Origin of the sequence: Alishewanella jeotgali KCTC 22429 (assembly GCF_000245735.1) — a bacterium.
Classification (GTDB): domain Bacteria; phylum Pseudomonadota; class Gammaproteobacteria; order Enterobacterales; family Alteromonadaceae; genus Alishewanella; species Alishewanella jeotgali.
Genome location: NZ_AHTH01000009.1, coordinates 1 through 16,879 on the forward strand (window position 1 = coordinate 1; position 16,879 = coordinate 16,879).

The 16,879-nt window shown below is 47.5% G+C and carries 13 protein-coding genes; 5 read left to right on the top strand and 8 right to left on the bottom strand.

Annotated elements, in window-relative coordinates:
• Nucleotides 1-47 precede the first annotated feature (47 nt).
• Nucleotides 48-3,188, bottom strand: coding sequence for a TonB-dependent receptor (locus AJE_RS04275; protein ID WP_008949823.1), 3,141 nt, complete (start codon nt 3,186-3,188; stop codon nt 48-50).
• Nucleotides 3,189-3,562: 374 nt separating this feature from the next.
• Between AJE_RS04275 and AJE_RS04280 the strand changes: the two genes are divergently transcribed.
• Entirely contained in the window at nt 3,563-4,747 is a 1,185-nt protein-coding gene (locus AJE_RS04280) for an endonuclease/exonuclease/phosphatase family protein (RefSeq protein ID WP_008949824.1), read from the top strand.
• 4 nt (nt 4,748-4,751) lie between these two features.
• Here AJE_RS04280 and rlmM read toward each other — a convergent pair whose 3' ends face one another.
• The 6 genes from rlmM to mutY are packed head-to-tail and all read right to left on the bottom strand — an operon-like array spanning nt 4,752 to nt 9,169.
• Complete coding sequence (gene rlmM / locus AJE_RS04285) at nt 4,752-5,828, bottom strand: 23S rRNA (cytidine(2498)-2'-O)-methyltransferase RlmM (protein WP_008949825.1); 1,077 nt, start codon at nt 5,826-5,828, stop codon at nt 4,752-4,754.
• Nucleotide 5,829: 1 nt separating this feature from the next.
• Complete coding sequence (locus AJE_RS04290) at nt 5,830-6,216, bottom strand: DUF423 domain-containing protein (protein WP_008949826.1); 387 nt, start codon at nt 6,214-6,216, stop codon at nt 5,830-5,832.
• Entirely contained in the window at nt 6,188-6,811 is a 624-nt protein-coding gene (locus tag AJE_RS04295) for an alpha/beta family hydrolase (protein ID WP_008949827.1), read from the bottom strand. Before AJE_RS04295 ends, AJE_RS04290 begins: the two co-directional genes overlap by 29 nt.
• 50 nt (nt 6,812-6,861) lie before the next feature.
• The gene (locus AJE_RS04300; RefSeq protein ID WP_008608642.1) at nt 6,862-7,800 is read right to left on the bottom strand and encodes a transcriptional regulator GcvA; all 939 of its coding nucleotides are present in this window, start codon (nt 7,798-7,800) and stop codon (nt 6,862-6,864) included.
• A gap of 29 nt (nt 7,801-7,829) precedes the next feature.
• Nucleotides 7,830-8,102 (bottom strand): oxidative damage protection protein, encoded by a 273-nt coding sequence (locus AJE_RS04305; protein ID WP_008949828.1) that lies wholly within the window; start codon nt 8,100-8,102, stop codon nt 7,830-7,832.
• Nucleotides 8,099-9,169: an A/G-specific adenine glycosylase gene (gene mutY, locus AJE_RS04310; RefSeq protein ID WP_008949829.1), complete on the bottom strand. Its 1,071-nt coding sequence runs from the start codon at nt 9,167-9,169 to the stop codon at nt 8,099-8,101. Before mutY ends, AJE_RS04305 begins: the two co-directional genes overlap by 4 nt.
• Before the next feature lie 161 nt (nt 9,170-9,330).
• On the opposite strand from mutY, the gene trmB reads away from it, so the two are divergent.
• From trmB to arcA, 4 genes are all read left to right on the top strand, one after another.
• Complete coding sequence (gene trmB, locus AJE_RS04315) at nt 9,331-10,065, top strand: tRNA (guanosine(46)-N7)-methyltransferase TrmB (RefSeq protein WP_008949830.1); 735 nt, start codon at nt 9,331-9,333, stop codon at nt 10,063-10,065.
• Nucleotides 10,065-11,072 (top strand): class I SAM-dependent methyltransferase, encoded by a 1,008-nt coding sequence (locus AJE_RS04320; protein WP_008949831.1) that lies wholly within the window; start codon nt 10,065-10,067, stop codon nt 11,070-11,072. Before trmB ends, AJE_RS04320 begins: the two co-directional genes overlap by 1 nt.
• A gap of 498 nt (nt 11,073-11,570) precedes the next feature.
• Nucleotides 11,571-13,199 carry a HAMP domain-containing histidine kinase gene (locus tag AJE_RS04325; protein WP_008949832.1) on the top strand — a complete coding sequence of 543 codons (1,629 nt, stop codon included), beginning with the start codon at nt 11,571-11,573 and terminating at the stop codon, nt 13,197-13,199.
• A 173-nt stretch (nt 13,200-13,372) separates the two neighbouring features.
• The gene (gene arcA / locus AJE_RS04330) at nt 13,373-14,080 is read left to right on the top strand and encodes a two-component system response regulator ArcA (protein ID WP_008949833.1); all 708 of its coding nucleotides are present in this window, start codon (nt 13,373-13,375) and stop codon (nt 14,078-14,080) included.
• Here the strand turns inward: arcA and AJE_RS04335 are convergent, their stop codons facing one another.
• The gene (locus tag AJE_RS04335) at nt 14,081-16,381 is read right to left on the bottom strand and encodes an ATP-binding protein (protein ID WP_008949834.1); all 2,301 of its coding nucleotides are present in this window, start codon (nt 16,379-16,381) and stop codon (nt 14,081-14,083) included. It lies immediately after the preceding gene.
• Nucleotides 16,382-16,879 lie beyond the last annotated feature (498 nt).

Below are 16,879 nucleotides of genomic sequence, written 5' to 3' on the forward strand. Positions count from 1 at the left end.
TGAAAAATGCCAGTCAATTGACTGGCATTTTTGATAGCAACTAATAATTAGAAGCGGTAGCTCACACCCATTTTCAGTCTCCAGGTAGAGAACTGGTTGTAGAACTTATCATAATTATTGGTATTGCTGGTCACGTTACCATAAACGTACTGGCCAGTTGTTGGGTTGATAGCGAAGTCAACCAACTGGATAGTACCAAAATCACTACCATAGACACGACCTTTTGAACTGTCTAACAGGTTCAGGAAGTTAGCGATAGTAAAGTAGAAAGTACCTTTATGACCCTCTAACAACCCTGGGATCTCCTGACGGAAGTTTAAGTCCAGAGTAGTGACCCACGGCGTAGTATGAGAACCCCGAGGTGCATAACCACCAGCATACTTATCCAAACCCAGCGCATTGATGGTATTGAAGAAGCTGGTGCGTGCAGCATCACTTAGGAACACAACGTTCGGATCGTTAGCTGTTGGAATATATACCAGTAACGCATTCGAAGTAGTACCCGGACTTAGCAGGTTATATGGGTTACCAAAACCTGTGCTGGTATTGAAAGTATTGTTATTACCATTCAGGAAGTAGGTAATTGGCTTACCTGAGCGACGCTCATAGAACATGTTCACATTGGTCTTATAGCCAGCAAAGAACTCATGCTCGTAGCCAAAATTAACCACAAAGCGATGCTCGGTTTCGAAAGCTGAACGACCAACCACGGCTTCGTTACGGTTGATAGTGGTATTAAAGCCATAGTTACTGGTTGCAGTTGAACTGGTGCTGGTATGGGAATCAGTGATGTCCTGATTGGTATAAGAGGTAGTTACCCGAATACCGTTATCCCATGCCTTGCTCAGCATAGTGCTGAAAATTTTAGAACGCCCCTCTTTATCTGCATTAGTTAACATCAAATCTCTTGGCGCCGCAGCGTTATATATAATACGCTGACCATCAGCCGTAAATCTTGACTCACGTCCAGTTAAACTTGCGTCAACCCAGAATGCAGTATTTTCAGGCTTCTTATACATAAATTCCGTGGTCCACATTACATCATCAGCAATGTACGGAATATTAATCATATAGTCAGCTGCTAACTGGAAGCGCCAATCAGATGGCATCTTAAAGTTAGGATCAGTGAAGTTGGTATCGGCGAATACGGCTGAATTAGCAACTGCATCTTTAAACGCCTGCGGGACATCTTTGATATCTACATTGTTTAGAGCAGAAGCCAATGGGCTGCTTGACGGGTTACGTACATCAAATTGTGCACGGCCAACACCAGGATTTGAGTAAGCGTTTGAAATCCAAACAGTCGGCTGACCGCCTGAGAAACGACCAATACCACCACGAACTGTTAAATCGTCAGCGGCATCCCACTTAAAGCCAAAACGTGGCAGGAAAATATCCAGCCCATCCAGGTTCTCAGTGTTATCAAAGCCCGTGCGAGTCTTTGCTTGTTGGTTAAATACCGGGCGATCGTTTGAGGCCAGCATTTCATAGCGCAGACCGATATCAATTTGCAGGCTATCAGTTACAAACCACTGATCGTGTACATATAAGGCGTGCTCATCCCGCACAAACTCAGCTGCAGCATCAGCTGGATTCAGGCTGGTTGCATTCTGATAGATCAGGCGTGAAGCACGACGCGCCTCAAAATCAGCCAAGCTGTCAAAAGTATATGAACCTTTAGTGTTCTGTAAGAACATATTAAAGATATCCAGACGCTTGAACTGATACCCGAAACTCAGGTTATGGTCACCCAACAGGTAGTCAGCATCGATCGCAACAATAGTCGATTTTTTGTTCAACTCATTGGAGTGACGGGAGAAGTCAGAACCTAGACCAATGTTACTTGAGCCCACACCGATATTAACAGTGATATCGCCAAAGTCACTGAATGAAGCTTGAGTAGTCGGGTTATCAATATAGGTTACACTAAACTGAGTCGAGAAGTCAGGCGTCCAGTCAGAGTAAAGCTTAAACGCGTAGTTATTTAGTTCTTCAATACGATTGTACCAGTGTGAAGATAAACGCAGGCGGTTAGCATTCGCTGTCGTATTAGCGGTTCTGTTACCTTTATTATACTGGTAAGTGAAAGCGGCACGGTGATCCTGGCTAATGTTCCAATCCAACTTTACCAATAACTTTTTGTCATCAGTCACAGGTGTTAAATCCCAGGTACCTGCATCGACGCCATAGACATCACGGGCAATACGACGAACTTCATTATAATGAACCAGGTTGGCAACTGAGGTGTTAGCTGCACCGCTACCAGCTGGACCCCATTCGATTGGGGTATCAGCTTCATAAAACTCGTAGGAAACGAAATAGAACAATTTATCCTGCACTACTGCACCACCAGCAGTGGCGCCATAGGTAAACTCATCAAATTGCAACGGCCGCTCAACACGGCCTTCTTTAGGAGTGCCTGCCCACTTGTCGCTTTGCTTTTCATACATTACCGAGCCAGTGAACTTGTTAGTACCTGAACGGGTAACAGCATTAATTTTAGCGCCCTGGAAACCACTATCTTTGGCGTTAAATGGCGATACATCGATAGTAATTTGGTCGATAGCATCTAATGAAATAGGTGAACGGGTAGTTGGATAACCGTTAGCATTCAAACCAAAATCGTCGTTCTGGGCAATACCATCGATACTGATACTGTTAAAACGCGGGTTAGTACCGGCAACCACTAACTCGCCATCTTTGGCTGTTAGAACGGCCAGAGGGTTATTCCGCACGACATCCTTGATATCACGATCGAAGCTTGGCGTATTGGCGACATCATTAGCACTGAAGTAGCTGCTGCTACCAGTATTACCGGCCAAAATAGCAGTACCGGTAACGGCGATACGCTCAACCTGTTGTGCTTCTAACTCGGCATTAATCCGGAAAGATTCGCCAAGCGAAATAAAGATATTGTTATAAACCTTAGTACCCTGCGGGCTGGTAATGGTAATGGTGTAAGGGCCACCAACACGCAAACCTGAGCTGGCAAAAGCACCGCTCTGGTTAGTCGTGGCGACTGAACGAGTGCCTGACGGCACGTGTAAAATTTCAACTCTGGCGTTGGCAGCAACTTCACCTGTTGCAGTAACAACGTTACCACGAATTGCAGAAGAGGTATCAGCAAATGCCATGTTGCTTACGCCGAGTGCGAGCGTAACAGCCATCGCTAAGTGTCTAATTTTCATATCGTTTTCACCTGGTAGTTGTGGGTTATGCTAAATCCGATTTAGTTTTTTGCACAGATAGTGTTCAATCGGGTATCCAAGCCTAAACGAAGATTATTTCACTTTCGTTACAGATACCAAATTATAGGAACTTATCTATAGTTATACTGTCAAAGGGCGTTCCCGTCATATTAGTGTAACATGTCTAATTTCTGATGCGAACAATAGCGCAGAAAATCAACGAAAAAAGTTCCATTTAATTTTATATTTTCTCACATCCCCCTCCCCTTTCCGCCACTTTGCAGACATAATCAGCTAGCCTGCCTGACCAAAGCTGGATCTTCTGCCCTCGACTGGCTATGCTGTTTGACCTTTTCGTTATAACGGGAACAGCAATGCTTCAACGCTTAATAGCCAAACTTTGGGTTGGCTTTTTTTTACTTAATAGTCAGGTGCTTATGGCTACGCAGCAAATCACTGTCGCTACCTTTAATGTCAGTATGGAAGCCGAGAACTACCTACCGCGAGGCGAAAGAGGCAGCAGCCAGATCTTGGTTGATATTCTGGCCAACGGCGACCACCCTCAGGTGAAAAATATTGCTGCCATTATTCAGCGGGTGCGGCCAGACATCCTGCTATTAAATGAATTTGACTATATTGCCGATCCGAAACAAGGTATCGAAGCCTTTATCAAAAACTATCTTAATCAACCACAAGCCGGCAGCCAGCCGATTGATTACCCCTACTACTATTACAATACGGTCAATACTGGCCAACCCAGCCCGTTTGACCTGGATAATGATGGCACGGCGACAGGTGTAGGTGCCGATGCCTGGGGCTATGGCTTTTATCCGGGTCAGTACGGCATGGTGTTGCTGTCAAAATATCCGATCCAGAGCGAGCAGATCCGCACTTTCCAGCATTTTAAATGGCGTGACATGCCAGGACATAAAGTCACGTTAAAAGCTGACGGCTCCCCCTGGTATAGTGCCGAAGCCTGGCAACAACTGCCGCTGTCTTCAAAAGCCCATTGGGATATCCCGGTACTGATCAACGGTATCAGTGTACACCTGCTGACCAGCCATCCGACACCGCCGGTGTTTGACGGCCCGGAAAACCGCAACGGCAAACGCAATCATGATGAGATCCGATTCTGGGTAGATTATCTGCAACCAGCGCAAGCAGGTTATATCTATGATGACCGGGGCACAACAGGTGGTCTGGCCGCCGGTAGCCGCTTTGTGATTGTCGGTGATCTGAACGCCTCAGCGGAAGGAGAAGGCGATGCCATTCATAGCGGCATCTTGAGTTTGGTGCAGCATCCGCTGGTAAACGGTAGCTTTGTCCCGACCAGTATCGGCGGCGCCGAACATAGCCCGGATCGTCCACACGCGGCCAGTCATACCGCCAGTTGGCGGATGCGGGCAGACTATGTGCTGCCATCGAAGCAAGGCTTGAAGATTAAAGAAGGTGGAGTCTTCTGGCCGGCAAAAGCCGATGCCGACTATCCGTTAGTCGGCGCCCGTGATGCCAGCTCAGATCACCGGCTAGTTTGGCTAACCCTGCAGCTCACCGATTAGCGCTTTAGCGCTTAATCGGTTGCACATGTACCGTGACCTCTTCCCGGTCATGGTACAGATGCCGCGCCTGCAGTTGGTATCGGAATCCCGCATCCTGCAACTGTTGCTCAAACGCAGCCAGCACTTCTTTTACCGTCTCGTAGCGTCTTTTCATCGGTAGTTTCAGGTTAAAGATGGATTCCTGACACCAGCCCTGAATTAACCACTCCGCAATGCGCGCGGCAACGCGCTGCGGCTGCTCAATCATATCGCAAACCAACCAGTACACATTTTTCTTGGCGGGGACAAATTTGAAACCGTCCACCATCAGATGCTTCACCTGCCCCGTTCCCATTAGCGACTCAGCCATCGGACCATTGTCGATAGCGGTAACCATCATACTGCGTTTTACCAACTGATAGGTCCAGCCACCAGGACAAGCACCTAAATCCACCGCTTGCATTCCTGGCGCGAGCCGGGTTTCCCATTCATCTTTCGGGATAAAGGTGATAAAGGCTTCTTCCAGCTTCAAAGTACTGCGACTGGGCGCTTCTGCAGGAAACTTCAGCCGCATAATACCGTTTTCCAGCGCAGAGTTATTCTCCGGGTAAGACAATCCGAGGTAGCCGCTAGTGCCGCTTAACAAAAACAAGTGCAACACCGGCGCACGTTTGTGTTCTTTTTGCAGCATCACCCCAGCCTGACGCAAGGACTGGCGCAGTGGCACGGTCAGCTTGCGTGCAAGTGTCGATAACGTCTTGCCATCGTTCGTATCGGGGAATTCCACCCGCAAGCTACCACAGCCGCTAAGTTCTTCCGCCAGTGCGGCCTGCAGTACGGGTGCGATCCGATCCTGAGCTGGCAGTTCCAGTTCGCCGCTTAGTAGCAATAACCACTGCCGGATAAAGATAAAGTGCTGAAAATCGAAATCGCGGTAAAAGCGCTGTAACGCTTCACTGTCATAGGCCTCAAAGATCACAAAGGCGCTATTGGCTTTCAGTTTGCAAAAACCAAACACCGCAAAGGCTGCGGCCTGATCTTGCAGCTCAGCCGCCGCTTCTTTTTCAAAACCAGCCCGGCAATATACTAATAATTGTTTCATCTTACTCTCTATGCCAGCTTGTCTGGCGCCAGCTTGCGATGGCCAGAAGCAGCCAACCTAAAATAAAGCTCTGGCCACCCAGCGGGGCCAAAGCCGAAAAATGTAGCGGCAAGGCAAAAACGCCGCTTAGCAGTGTCCAACAAAACAGCCAGACACCCAGATGCCAACACAGTCTGACGGCCAATAACAGCTTCGTCGGCTGCCAGATATTTAACAGCAGCAAACCTAAAGCATGTAATGCCAACATGGCTAAAGCAGCCAATACCCGCCCGGTCGCCAGCTCCGTTAAGCTGCTTTGCCATAAATGCATCAGTGCTGCCGCAAGCGCCACTACTGCGCCGCCGTATAAAGCTGCCAGACTAGTACTTAACTTTAGCCAGAATTGCATCAACACTCCCTCGGGTAAACTCAGCGGCCTGCACTATTAATTGGAGCTGGCTCAGGCCACTACTTTTAAGTGGCTGAAAATCGTGATCCGCTGTTTTTAACCAGTGCACAGTCACCTCAGGCCAAGCTGACATCAGCGCGCTCAGTTCAGCATAGTTGCCAAAGGGGTCCCGTTCGCCCTGCATTATAACCAGCGGCCGGCTAAGCTCAGAAAAATGCCCGGTACGCCACTGTGCTTTGCGCGGTGGATGAAACGGATAACCATAGGCAAATACCGCCCGCACTGATTCGACTGCGGGCTCAGGCATAGCAGCCAGCAGCGACCCGACCCGCCCGCCCATTGATTTACCGCCAATAAACAGCGGCAAATCGTCACCCAGCGCCTTTATCGCGGCCGCTAACTCCGGCAGCAAACTGGCAACTTTAGGCGGCGGCACCGGCTTACCGAGCTCGCGTTTACGCTGCATATAAGCAAACTCGAACAGCACCACCTCTATCTGCTGTTGCTGCAGCGCTGCGGCTAGCTGCTGCATAAAAGCACTATCACAGCCGGCGCCGGCGCCATGGCAAAGTAATAACCTGGCCACCGCTGTCATGGTAGCACTCGCACAGCAAATGTCAGCGATACCAGAGGATTAGCTCGCATTTAATCATCCATTGCCACTGCATTGGTAAATTGCTGCTCGGCAAATTCGGCCTGCTCAGCGCTGACCATATCCAGCATCCATTGTCGGAACGCTGTGATCTTGCCAAGCTCGGTTTGACTCTCGCGACACACCAGATAGTAAGAGTCTTTACTGATCAGCACATGATTAAACGGTACGATCAGCCGGCCAGAGCTAATATCTGGCCGCGCTAGTACATTATGCGCCAAGGCTACGCCCTGACCATGAATCGCCGCCTGCAGCACCATCGAGGAATGACTAAAAATCGGCCCCTGATTAACATTAAAGTTTTTAAAACCCTGGGTAGTAAACCAGGCTTTCCAGGCACGGCGTGAGCCATCATGCAGCAGGTTATGAAAACGCAGATCGGTTGGCTCTTTCAGCGGTTTGCTGCCATTTAATAACAGCGGTGAACAAACCGGTAGTAAATATTCGGTATGTAATTTATCGGCATGCAGGTTTCGCCAGTTACCGCGACCATAATAAATGGCGACATCAACATCATCGGTCAGCGAGCCTTCATCCTGATCCACGGCCTTGATCCGCACGTCGATATCCGGATGCTGCTCACTAAACTGGTTTAACCGCGGCACCAGCCACTGAATGGCAAAGCTTGGCTGCAGGCTAACGGTCAAGGATCCCTTAGCACCACGCGCCAGCAATTTTTCGGTGGCTTCGTGTAGCTGCAAAAAGATCTCTTTAATATCGAGAAAATAGCTCTGCCCTTCTTCGGTTAGCAGCAAAGAGCGGTTTTTCCGCATAAAGAGTTTCAGCCCCAGATGATCTTCCAGTGCTTTGATCTGGTGACTAATCGCCGCCTGAGTCACATACAGCTCTTCGGCCGCCTTGGTAAAACTTAGATGCCGGGCAGCAGTTTCAAAAGCTTTTAATGCATTAAGCGGCGGTAAACGGCGGGCCATAAGTCTCCGAAACGGGCGTAATACAGCGCTTAGTTAGCAGGTGGCGTATAGCCATCAAGCTGCACATCCTGCCCCTGGAACAAAAAGGCTTCCATCTGCTGCTCTAACAACTTGCGATGCTCAACATTCATCATATTCAGCTTTTTCTCGTTAATCAGCATCACCTGTTTTGCTTGCCACTGTGCCCAGGCTTCTTTGCTGATGTTGTCGAAAATTTTCTTACCCAGATCGCCCGGGTAGAACTGGAAATCCAATCCCGGCGCCTCTTTTTGCAGAAATTGGCAAAATACGGTACGGCTCATAATTTTTCCTTGCTTAGACTTAATGCAGCCAGCTGCTGCAGCAGGTTTTTTGCCGGGGCTGACAACCCCAGCTCAGGTATGGCGCTTATTGTATACCAGAGCGCGGCAGATTGCTCCTCTACCCGCGTCGGCAAGCTGGAAAGTTGCAGCCAAAGTGGATTGATCCATAAATGAAAATGGCTGAAGGTATGCCGAAAGGTCGCCAGTTCCGTTTGTTGTCGCACCGCCAGGCCCTGCAGCGCGATAAATTGCTCGCGCTCTGCGGCACTGGCAAATTCCAGAAAACCATATAAGCCGCCCCATAAGCCACTAGCCGGACGCGGCTTTAGCAACACCTGATCGGCTGCGGTTAACAGTAGCCAAAAACTTTGCTGCTCAGGTAAGGCTTTCTTTGGTTTTTTACCCGGATAACCTTGCTGCTCGCCCTTTAACGCCGCCTGACAATGCCGGGCCAGCGGACACTCGGCACAGCGCGGTTTACTGCGGCTGCAAAGCGAGGCGCCCAAATCCATCATCGCCTGATTAAACTGCTGAACTGTATCCTTAGGCGTATAGCGCTCTGCGAGTTGCCATAGCTGCTGCTCGACCTTTTTCTCGCCCGGCCAGCCGCTTACTGCGGCAAAACGACTCAGCACCCGCTTGCAGTTACCATCTAAAATCGGGTAGTGCTGTCCCAGCGACAACGACAGAATAGCGCCGGCGGTAGAACGCCCGACACCGGGCAGCGCCAATACTTGTGAAAATTCGGTTGGAAATTCGCCCTGATGCAGTTCGACGATCTGCCGTGCCGCCTGATGTAAATTACGCGCCCGCGCATAATAGCCAAGACCAGTCCAGTAGTGCAGCACCTCGTCGATTTGCGCAGCAGCCAGGGTTTTAACGTCCGGGAAACGGGCGAAAAAACGCTGAAAATAGGGTATTACTGTCACCACCTGAGTCTGCTGTAACATTACCTCCGAGAGCCAGGTTTTATAGGGGCTGGGCTGTTGCTGCCAGGGTAAATCTTTGCGGCCATGTTGCTGGTACCATGCTACCAACTGCTCACTAAACCAGGTATCAGTTTGCAAAAATACGACTCCTGCCATTGAAAAGTACTAGGGCGTGTTGACGTTTGCTGCTTGTTTTTGCAGAAAACGTCAACACGCCCTAATTGTACCAGAGCCCGAGGTTGAGCTTGCTACCGTTTCCAAGGATAATAGCCAACTTATTTTTCAGATTGGAGCTTTGCATGACCAACCAGGCCACACCGCCAAACGACCATCAGCCGGATGATGCCAGTACGCAACCTTATTTACGGCGGATCCGCTCTTTCGTCTTGCGTGAAGGCCGCTTAACCAAGGGCCAACAACTGGCGCTGGAAAATCACTGGTCAAGCTATGGCGTAGATTATCAGCCAGCATTACTGGATCTGGACCAGCTGTTTGGCCGTAGCGCCCCGCGGGTACTGGAAATTGGCTTTGGTATGGGCAAATCGCTGGTAGCGATGGCAAAAGCGGCACCGGAACAGGATTTTATCGGTATTGAGGTGCATAAACCGGGCGTTGGCGCCTGCTTATCCGAAGCCGTTGCGCAGGGCGTAAGCAATCTGAAAGTGTTTGAACATGATGCGGTTGAAGTGTTAGCCGAGATGATCCCAGAGCAAAGCCTGGATACAGTGCAACTGTTTTTCCCGGATCCCTGGCACAAAAAGCGCCATCATAAAAGACGTATCGTGCAGCCAGACTTTGTGCAGGCACTGCGCAGTAAATTAAAGATCGGTGGTGTCTTTCATATGGCGACCGATTGGGAAAACTATGCCGAGCATATGCTGGAAGTAATGCAAGCTGCCGAAGGTTTTCAGAACTTATCCGCCGACAACACCTATGTCGAACGTCCGGAGCACCGGCCTTTGACCAAATTCGAACAACGCGGCCAGCGCTTGGGCCACGGTGTCTGGGATCTGATGTTTAAAAGGATAAGTTAATGCTTGCTAACAGCAGTCAGCTGATTTTACGTAACCTGGACGATTTACAGGGCCCGGTATTATTTGTCGAGCCAGAAGCCGACCAACTGGCCCGCCAGTTACCGGCACTGGGGCAAATCAGCTGCTTTACCACTGATGCCGCCGTTAAACAGCAGTGGCAGCAAGCCGGAGCCGAGGTTTACTTTAGCGCTACGCCAGCCTTTAGCCAGCAGTTTGCCACCGCAGTGCTGTTTTATCCCAAGAGTAAAGAATTACTGGCCGATAATCTGGCCCGTATCGCCAGTGCGCTGCAGCCTGATGCCCAGCTCTATGTGGTAGGTGATAATAAAGGCGGTATTAAAAGCCTGGTTAATCACGCCGAGAAGCTGGGGTTACATGCGCATAAACTGGATAACGCCAAGCACTGCCTGTGGTTTTCACTCACAGGCGATCTCAGTCAACTCAAACCCGGCGCCATCAGTCAGTTTAACATTCAGCATAAGGGGCATAACCTGACAATCTGTTCGCTGCCCGGGGTATTTAATCATGGCAAGCTGGATACCGGCACGGCGCTGTTATTGCAGTACCTGGATCATATCCAGGATGGCAAGGTGCTGGACTTCGCCTGCGGCGCCGGCATTATCGGCGCCGCACTAAAACAGCAGGCGCCAGGCATTGAGCTGTATTGCTCGGATATCAGCGCTTTGGCTATCGCTGCTACTAACGCCACCTTACAGGCTAACCAACTGAGTGGTCAGGTTATTGCCGCTGATGGTTTGCCAGCACAGCCGCAGCTGTTTAAGCATATTGTCAGCAATCCACCCTTTCACACCGGCATTAAAACCGACTACAGTATCAGTGAAGCCTTTATTGCCCAAAGCGCGGCGCGGCTGCAATCTGGTGGTACCTTAACCCTGGTCGCCAATAATCATCTCGCCTACCAACAATTGCTGGAGCAGGCCTTTGGTAAGGTAAATATTCTGGCCAAAGCCAATGGTTTTGTGATTTATCAGGCAATTAAAAAATAACATGTTGCAACGACCGCTTCTCACTCTCTTATTGTTAAGCAGCAGCTTTTTCTCTTTCGAAGCTGTTGCCTTAGAATGCTTACAGGCTCCCGAGCGAACGCGGGCCTGCCCCCACAAACTCTACCGTTCTATCCAGCTACCGGGCGCAGAGCAATCGAGCTTGCATTGTATATGTGTGGCAGACTTCGCGCCCCTACTTGCGCCCCCTGAGTCACCAGAGCAAAGATTGGCACAACTGCGATTGCGGCAAAAACTCGAAGAGCATTTACAACAGGATATCGAGCCAATACTGCAAATTTTAAGGCGAAGTAACTAGAGCATCAGATAGTTTAAAAATCGACACCAGCGAGAGCCAAACAAGCTGAAACTCGATTTAATCGCTTGCTATTCCTTTATATTACTTTGCAAATGCCATTAAGTTGTTTAGCATCGATAGTGTGACGACGACAAATTAGGATTTGCCAACACACCATGGTAGGCCAATACCGCACTACATCCATGAAAAGCGCCTTGATCTGGCTAGTCATGCTTATCTGTAGCCTAACCTTGGCTTTAGCCTTGATACTTGCTAATTTCTTTGACTTTTCCCGCCAGTACAAACAAGTACAGCAGCAACTCTCTGCGATAATGGATATTATTGCTATAAATGCGGAATCAACGTTAAAAACAAATAACCGTTTTCGTGAAGAACAACGACTTAGTGCTCTAAGCGCCATCCCGATAATAAAGAATGTTCATCTTTATCAATATATTGAGCAGACTAATGAATTAGTTTTCTTCGTCAGTTACAACAGCAAGGACACTGGGCCTTGGCCACAACAGATTGAACGTATCGTTACACTGAGCCAGAACACAGAGCCTTTTAAACACCAGTCAGGCCAAGATACCCTGGAGTTTAGCAGAGCGGTAAGGGTTGATGGAGAACTACTCGGTTATATATACCTGCGTGCAAGCCTGGCAGAATTACAACAGTCACAGCGAACGCAGGCACTGTTAAATCTGCTTATTGCCATACTGGCACTTGCAGTCAGTTATTTACTGGTTTTACAACTGCAACGACGTTTCACTGGCCCGATAAATGTGTTATTGGAACTTGTTCACAGAGTAGCGCGGGAGAAAGATTATTGTGTCCGAGCACCAGCAGCACCGCTACATGAACTGAATCTATTAAGCAGGGCTTTCAATACCATGATGGACCGAATTGAGAGTCAGCTACGTAAACGAGAAATCGCTGAACAAGAAATAAAACAGCTAAATCAAAGCCTCGAGCAGAAAATTATTGAAAGGACCGAAGCATTACGCGAATCTAATCAGGAACTGCTAAATACTCTGGCAACCTTACATCAGTACCAAAACCAAATTGTTGAAACGGAAAAAATGGCAAGCCTGGGACAAATGGTTGCAGGCATAGCTCATGAGGTTAACACCCCAATTGGTCTTGGCGTAACGGCATCCACTTTACTCCAGGATAAAGTAAGTGAAATAGAGAGTGCCTTCGAACAAAAAACCCTCACTTCCAGCCAATTAGCCCGGTTTCTAAATGACAGCAAAGAAAATCTGGGTATCATTTATCGAAATCTAGAGCGTGCAGCCGGTCTCATTAGTAGCTTCAAACAAGTAGCAGTTGATCAATCCAATGAAAATCAGAGGCAATTTAATATGCTGCAACTGATTAACGAGGTATTGCTGTCACTGCGTCCTAACCTGAAAAAAACGCAACATCATTTGCAAATCGATTGTCCTGCGGACTTAACGCTAAATAGCAAGCCCGGCCCTATCAACCAGATCCTCATTAATCTAATTATGAATAGTCTCTTACATGCCTTTGATGAAGGGCAACAAGGCACTATTGTCATCAAAGTGGAGATGAAACAAAACCGATGTTTACTGCACTACTCCGATAATGGTAAAGGTGTACCAGAGCAGATCCGCAAAAAAATCTTCGACCCATTCGTAACAACCAGGCGTGGCGAGGGCGGCAGCGGCTTGGGTATGCACCTAGTGTATAATTTAGTTTCTCAGGCATTGAATGGCAAAATTAAACTGGAGAGCAGCTTGGGAGCTGGGATACAAATTGATATTGATTTCCCGGTCAACAGCAACGTCAACGATAAAGTTAATCTCTAGCTATCAGACTGCAAAACCCAGCCTTTAATTAGAGTCACCTAAATTGTTAACAAAAATCTTGTTAACAATTGCTGCGATAGCTTATAATTACAGCTACTTTGCTACCTGTACCTCTTGTTGAGCTACAGAGACCGAACGAACTTCTTACAACTCCCAAAAAAGGTTTTACTCCAATGCAAACACCCGTGATTCTGGTCGTAGAAGATGAGGAAGTTACCAGGTTAAATCTGGTCAATTTGTTCCAGGGAGAAGGATATCATGTAATTGAAGCCGTAAATGGCGATGAAATGTATCAACAACTGGAGAACAATCCGGTCCATTTAGTTGTTATGGACATCAACTTGCCAGGGAAGAATGGCTTAATTCTGGCGCGTGAATTACGTCAAAAGCAGAATATTGGCCTGATTTTTCTGACTGGACGAGATAATGAAGTTGACCGCATTTTAGGTTTGGAAATAGGCGCAGATGATTACCTTACTAAACCTGTGAATCCACGGGAATTAACGATCCGTGCTCGCAATCTGTTAAATCGCACTGTCGCACAACCTGCAGTTGAAGAACACAAGAGTGTTGTTCGTTTCAATGGTTGGACACTGGATGAGAATAGCCGCAACCTCACTTCTCCATCAGGCATGGCTCGTCGTTTACCAAAGGGTGAATACCGTGCATTGCGTTTAATGCTGGATACTCCAGGTAAAATTTTTACCCGTGAGCAGTTAATCCGTCATATGACAGGACGCGATTTAAGACCAAACGACAGGACTGTTGATGTAACTATCCGACGTATTCGTAAACACTTTGAATCAGATGTCGATAGTCCGGAATTAATCAGCACTATTCATGGTGAAGGTTATCGCTTTGTTGGAAAACTAGAGAAGTAACTAATTCCGCTCTAGATACTGCTGCAGAGTAGCCAAATGCTGCTCTGCAGTATCTTTCAAATCTAAAAGCTGCTGCTTTATGGTTTGCCAATCTGGATCTTGTTCCTCGATCTGTTTAGTATTTTGCATTACCCAATTCAAACCAATCGAAGCAGCCGCCCCCTTTAGCTTATGTGCGATGCTCTGTAATTCTTCTGCTTGGTGTAATGCCGCGGCTTCTAACATTTGCTCGATATAATCTGGTAAAAGCTTCGCGAATAAGCGACTACTTCTCTCCAATCCTGTCTTGCCGAGGCTCTGTAAATACATCTTTAACACCTCTTCATCTAACACAGCAAAGCGGTTTACAGCGGTGATATCCGTGTTTCCAGCTACGACACCGCGCTGCATTTTTACCGCACTTGGGGAGAAAATTTCAGCTAGCAATTGATCAAGTTTTTCTGTGTTTAACGGTTTACTTAAGACACCATCTAGTCTTATGTCACCCAATGTCTGTTGAGCTTTACGGACATTCGCACTCAGCATCACTATCGGTAGTGCCGCAAGACGCGGGTCAGACCGGATATAACCCGCTATTTGTTCACCGTTAAGATCTGGTAGTTGCATGTCCAGCAGCACCAAGTCAAGATCATCCTCTGTTTCAAGTAACGCCAATGCGTCCTCACCCGTTTCTGCATGGATTACTGTATGCCCGCGTTGTTCCAGTAATGCAATCGCGATATCCGCATTAAGTGGTACATCTTCAACGAGTAGAATGGTCAGCGGTGGACAACTAATAGGCGAAATTTGCTCGGGAGCCTGAGCGAACACGACGGGTAATCGAATACTGAATGTGCTACCTGCTCCTGGCAAGCTGCTTACCTGAATGTGACCTGACATAGCCTCAACCAATGAGCGAGACACCGATAAGCCAATTCCAGAACCGACGATACTCATGCGTTGACCATCTTTTGATTTGTAATACAGATCGAAGATTCGCGGCAGATCATGTTCAGCGATACCAATGCCGCTATCAATCACCTCAAGTAATAATTGTTCGGGCTGCAGCACGCAGCGTAGTTGCACCTGACCCTGCTTGGTAAACTTCACCGCATTACTTAGTAAGTTCCAGAGCACTTGCCTTAGCCTAGTGGTATCTAGCAGTAAGTAACTGTCTATCATACCTTTTTTTTCTATTTCGAATGTCAGGCCTTTTTGCTCACAAATTAGCTGCGCAAAATTAGCTATATCATCAAGGAAATTTTGCAAGTTGACACTTTGGTAAACAATATCGAGTTCATGACGATCAATTTTGTCTAAATCTATAATATCATTAAAAATATTACCCAAAGTTTCAGCGCTGCTAAAAATAGTATTAGCCCAACTTGCTTGCTCAGACCCTAAGTTACTACTCAGCAATCTTCGGCTTAAGCCAACAATACCATTTAGCGGTGTCCGTAGTTCGTGGCTGAGCGTTGCGATAAACTGTCCTTTATCATGATACGCTTTTTCCAAAGCTTGTTCGGCCAGTTTCCGGGATGTGATATCCCGGCCAAATCCGAGTAACCCGATATAACGATTTTGACGGTCGAAAAAGGGCAAATGACGCATTTCAAACCACAGAATACTACCGTCAAGCTTTTCGAATTTCACATCAAGTGTTAACTCAGTTTCAGGTGCCGCTTGTCCATACTCTGACAATATGGCCGCTTGCCTGCTGTTTTTATCGTAAAGACGGGTGAGATCCTTACCCAACAAAGCAGACATCGGCAGTTCCATAATACTTTCAAACATTTTATTACAACTCGCGAGCAAGCCTTTCTCATCTCGGTAATAAAATAGATCTGGCGAGCTGTCTACAATGGATCGGATTAGCAAACTTTGCTCAGCTAATTCTTGTTCGGTTTTACGACGCTCTGAAATTTCTTTACGTAATTCTTCGATAGCTCGTCGCTTCGCTTGGAACGCGCGTTTTCGCTCCTCAATCTCGTAGTTCAACTGCCGGATACTTTCTTGCATAGACTGATTTAAATGCTGCTCAGACTGAGCAGAATTCTGTAAAAATGTCAAAGCTGCGTCTAATTTTAGGATAAGGTAGAAAACTACTAGTACTGCAACTGCAAAAGATGGCACTGTATAAATAAGCAGCAACTGTAACTCGTGTAAAATCACCTCACGATCGAGTACCGCTGTATAGCCCAGATAGCTTAGTAATACCAACGCAGCCATCAACAGTACCAGCACCACACCCAACTGCCAGCTTCCCCATTGCCGGATCCTACCAGCAAAGGCACTCACCCTTGGGTGTACCGGATTCTGCATAATCTGTCTTTCCTGCTATATTTAACAAGCAATTGCCCGAGCCAATTGCTTTTCACGACTGCATGCGGCCTGATGGTTGATTCAACCTAAAAAGAAAAATTTTCCATATTTCAGTGCTAGATTAACGGTAAAGACGAACTTTGCCAATGATGCTGAAAAAAAGCTCCAAACTTCTAGCATCAGAGAAAAGCACACTTAGCATAATTATTAAATATCAGTTGCCTATGCTTTTGTTTCATTACTGCTCTAGGACAAGGTGCATCACCAAATCTGATCTGCATCCTTAGATTACTGAAAATTATTAACCGCAACGGAGAAAAAATACTGATACCGGTTAAAATAGCGCTTTATCAGGACAGACGACACTTGCAATTTAGTCTAAATCTCGGTATACCTGATACCCTCTATAAGTATAGACGGCTAAAACCTTCGAGTTAAAGACCGCACCACGTTAACCTCTGAGAGACAACCTGGTTTTTGCTTTCAGCAGTAGCACAG

What these genes read in the sequence shown, in the direction of transcription:
- AJE_RS04280 (WP_008949824.1), top strand. Translation starts at nt 3,563, where the DNA reads ATGCTTCAACGCTTAATAGCCAAACTTTGGGTTGGCTTTTTTTTACTT.
- AJE_RS04335 (WP_008949834.1), bottom strand. Translation starts at nt 16,381, where the DNA reads ATGCAGAATCCGGTACACCCAAGGGTGAGTGCCTTTGCTGGTAGGATC.
- rlmM (WP_008949825.1), bottom strand. Translation starts at nt 5,828, where the DNA reads ATGAAACAATTATTAGTATATTGCCGGGCTGGTTTTGAAAAAGAAGCG.
- AJE_RS04325 (WP_008949832.1), top strand. Translation starts at nt 11,571, where the DNA reads ATGAAAAGCGCCTTGATCTGGCTAGTCATGCTTATCTGTAGCCTAACC.
- trmB (WP_008949830.1), top strand. Translation starts at nt 9,331, where the DNA reads ATGACCAACCAGGCCACACCGCCAAACGACCATCAGCCGGATGATGCC.
- arcA (WP_008949833.1), top strand. Translation starts at nt 13,373, where the DNA reads ATGCAAACACCCGTGATTCTGGTCGTAGAAGATGAGGAAGTTACCAGG.
- AJE_RS04295 (WP_008949827.1), bottom strand. Translation starts at nt 6,811, where the DNA reads ATGACAGCGGTGGCCAGGTTATTACTTTGCCATGGCGCCGGCGCCGGC.
- AJE_RS04300 (WP_008608642.1), bottom strand. Translation starts at nt 7,800, where the DNA reads ATGGCCCGCCGTTTACCGCCGCTTAATGCATTAAAAGCTTTTGAAACT.
- AJE_RS04275 (WP_008949823.1), bottom strand. Translation starts at nt 3,188, where the DNA reads ATGAAAATTAGACACTTAGCGATGGCTGTTACGCTCGCACTCGGCGTA.
- AJE_RS04290 (WP_008949826.1), bottom strand. Translation starts at nt 6,216, where the DNA reads ATGCAATTCTGGCTAAAGTTAAGTACTAGTCTGGCAGCTTTATACGGC.
- AJE_RS04320 (WP_008949831.1), top strand. Translation starts at nt 10,065, where the DNA reads ATGCTTGCTAACAGCAGTCAGCTGATTTTACGTAACCTGGACGATTTA.
- AJE_RS04305 (WP_008949828.1), bottom strand. Translation starts at nt 8,102, where the DNA reads ATGAGCCGTACCGTATTTTGCCAATTTCTGCAAAAAGAGGCGCCGGGA.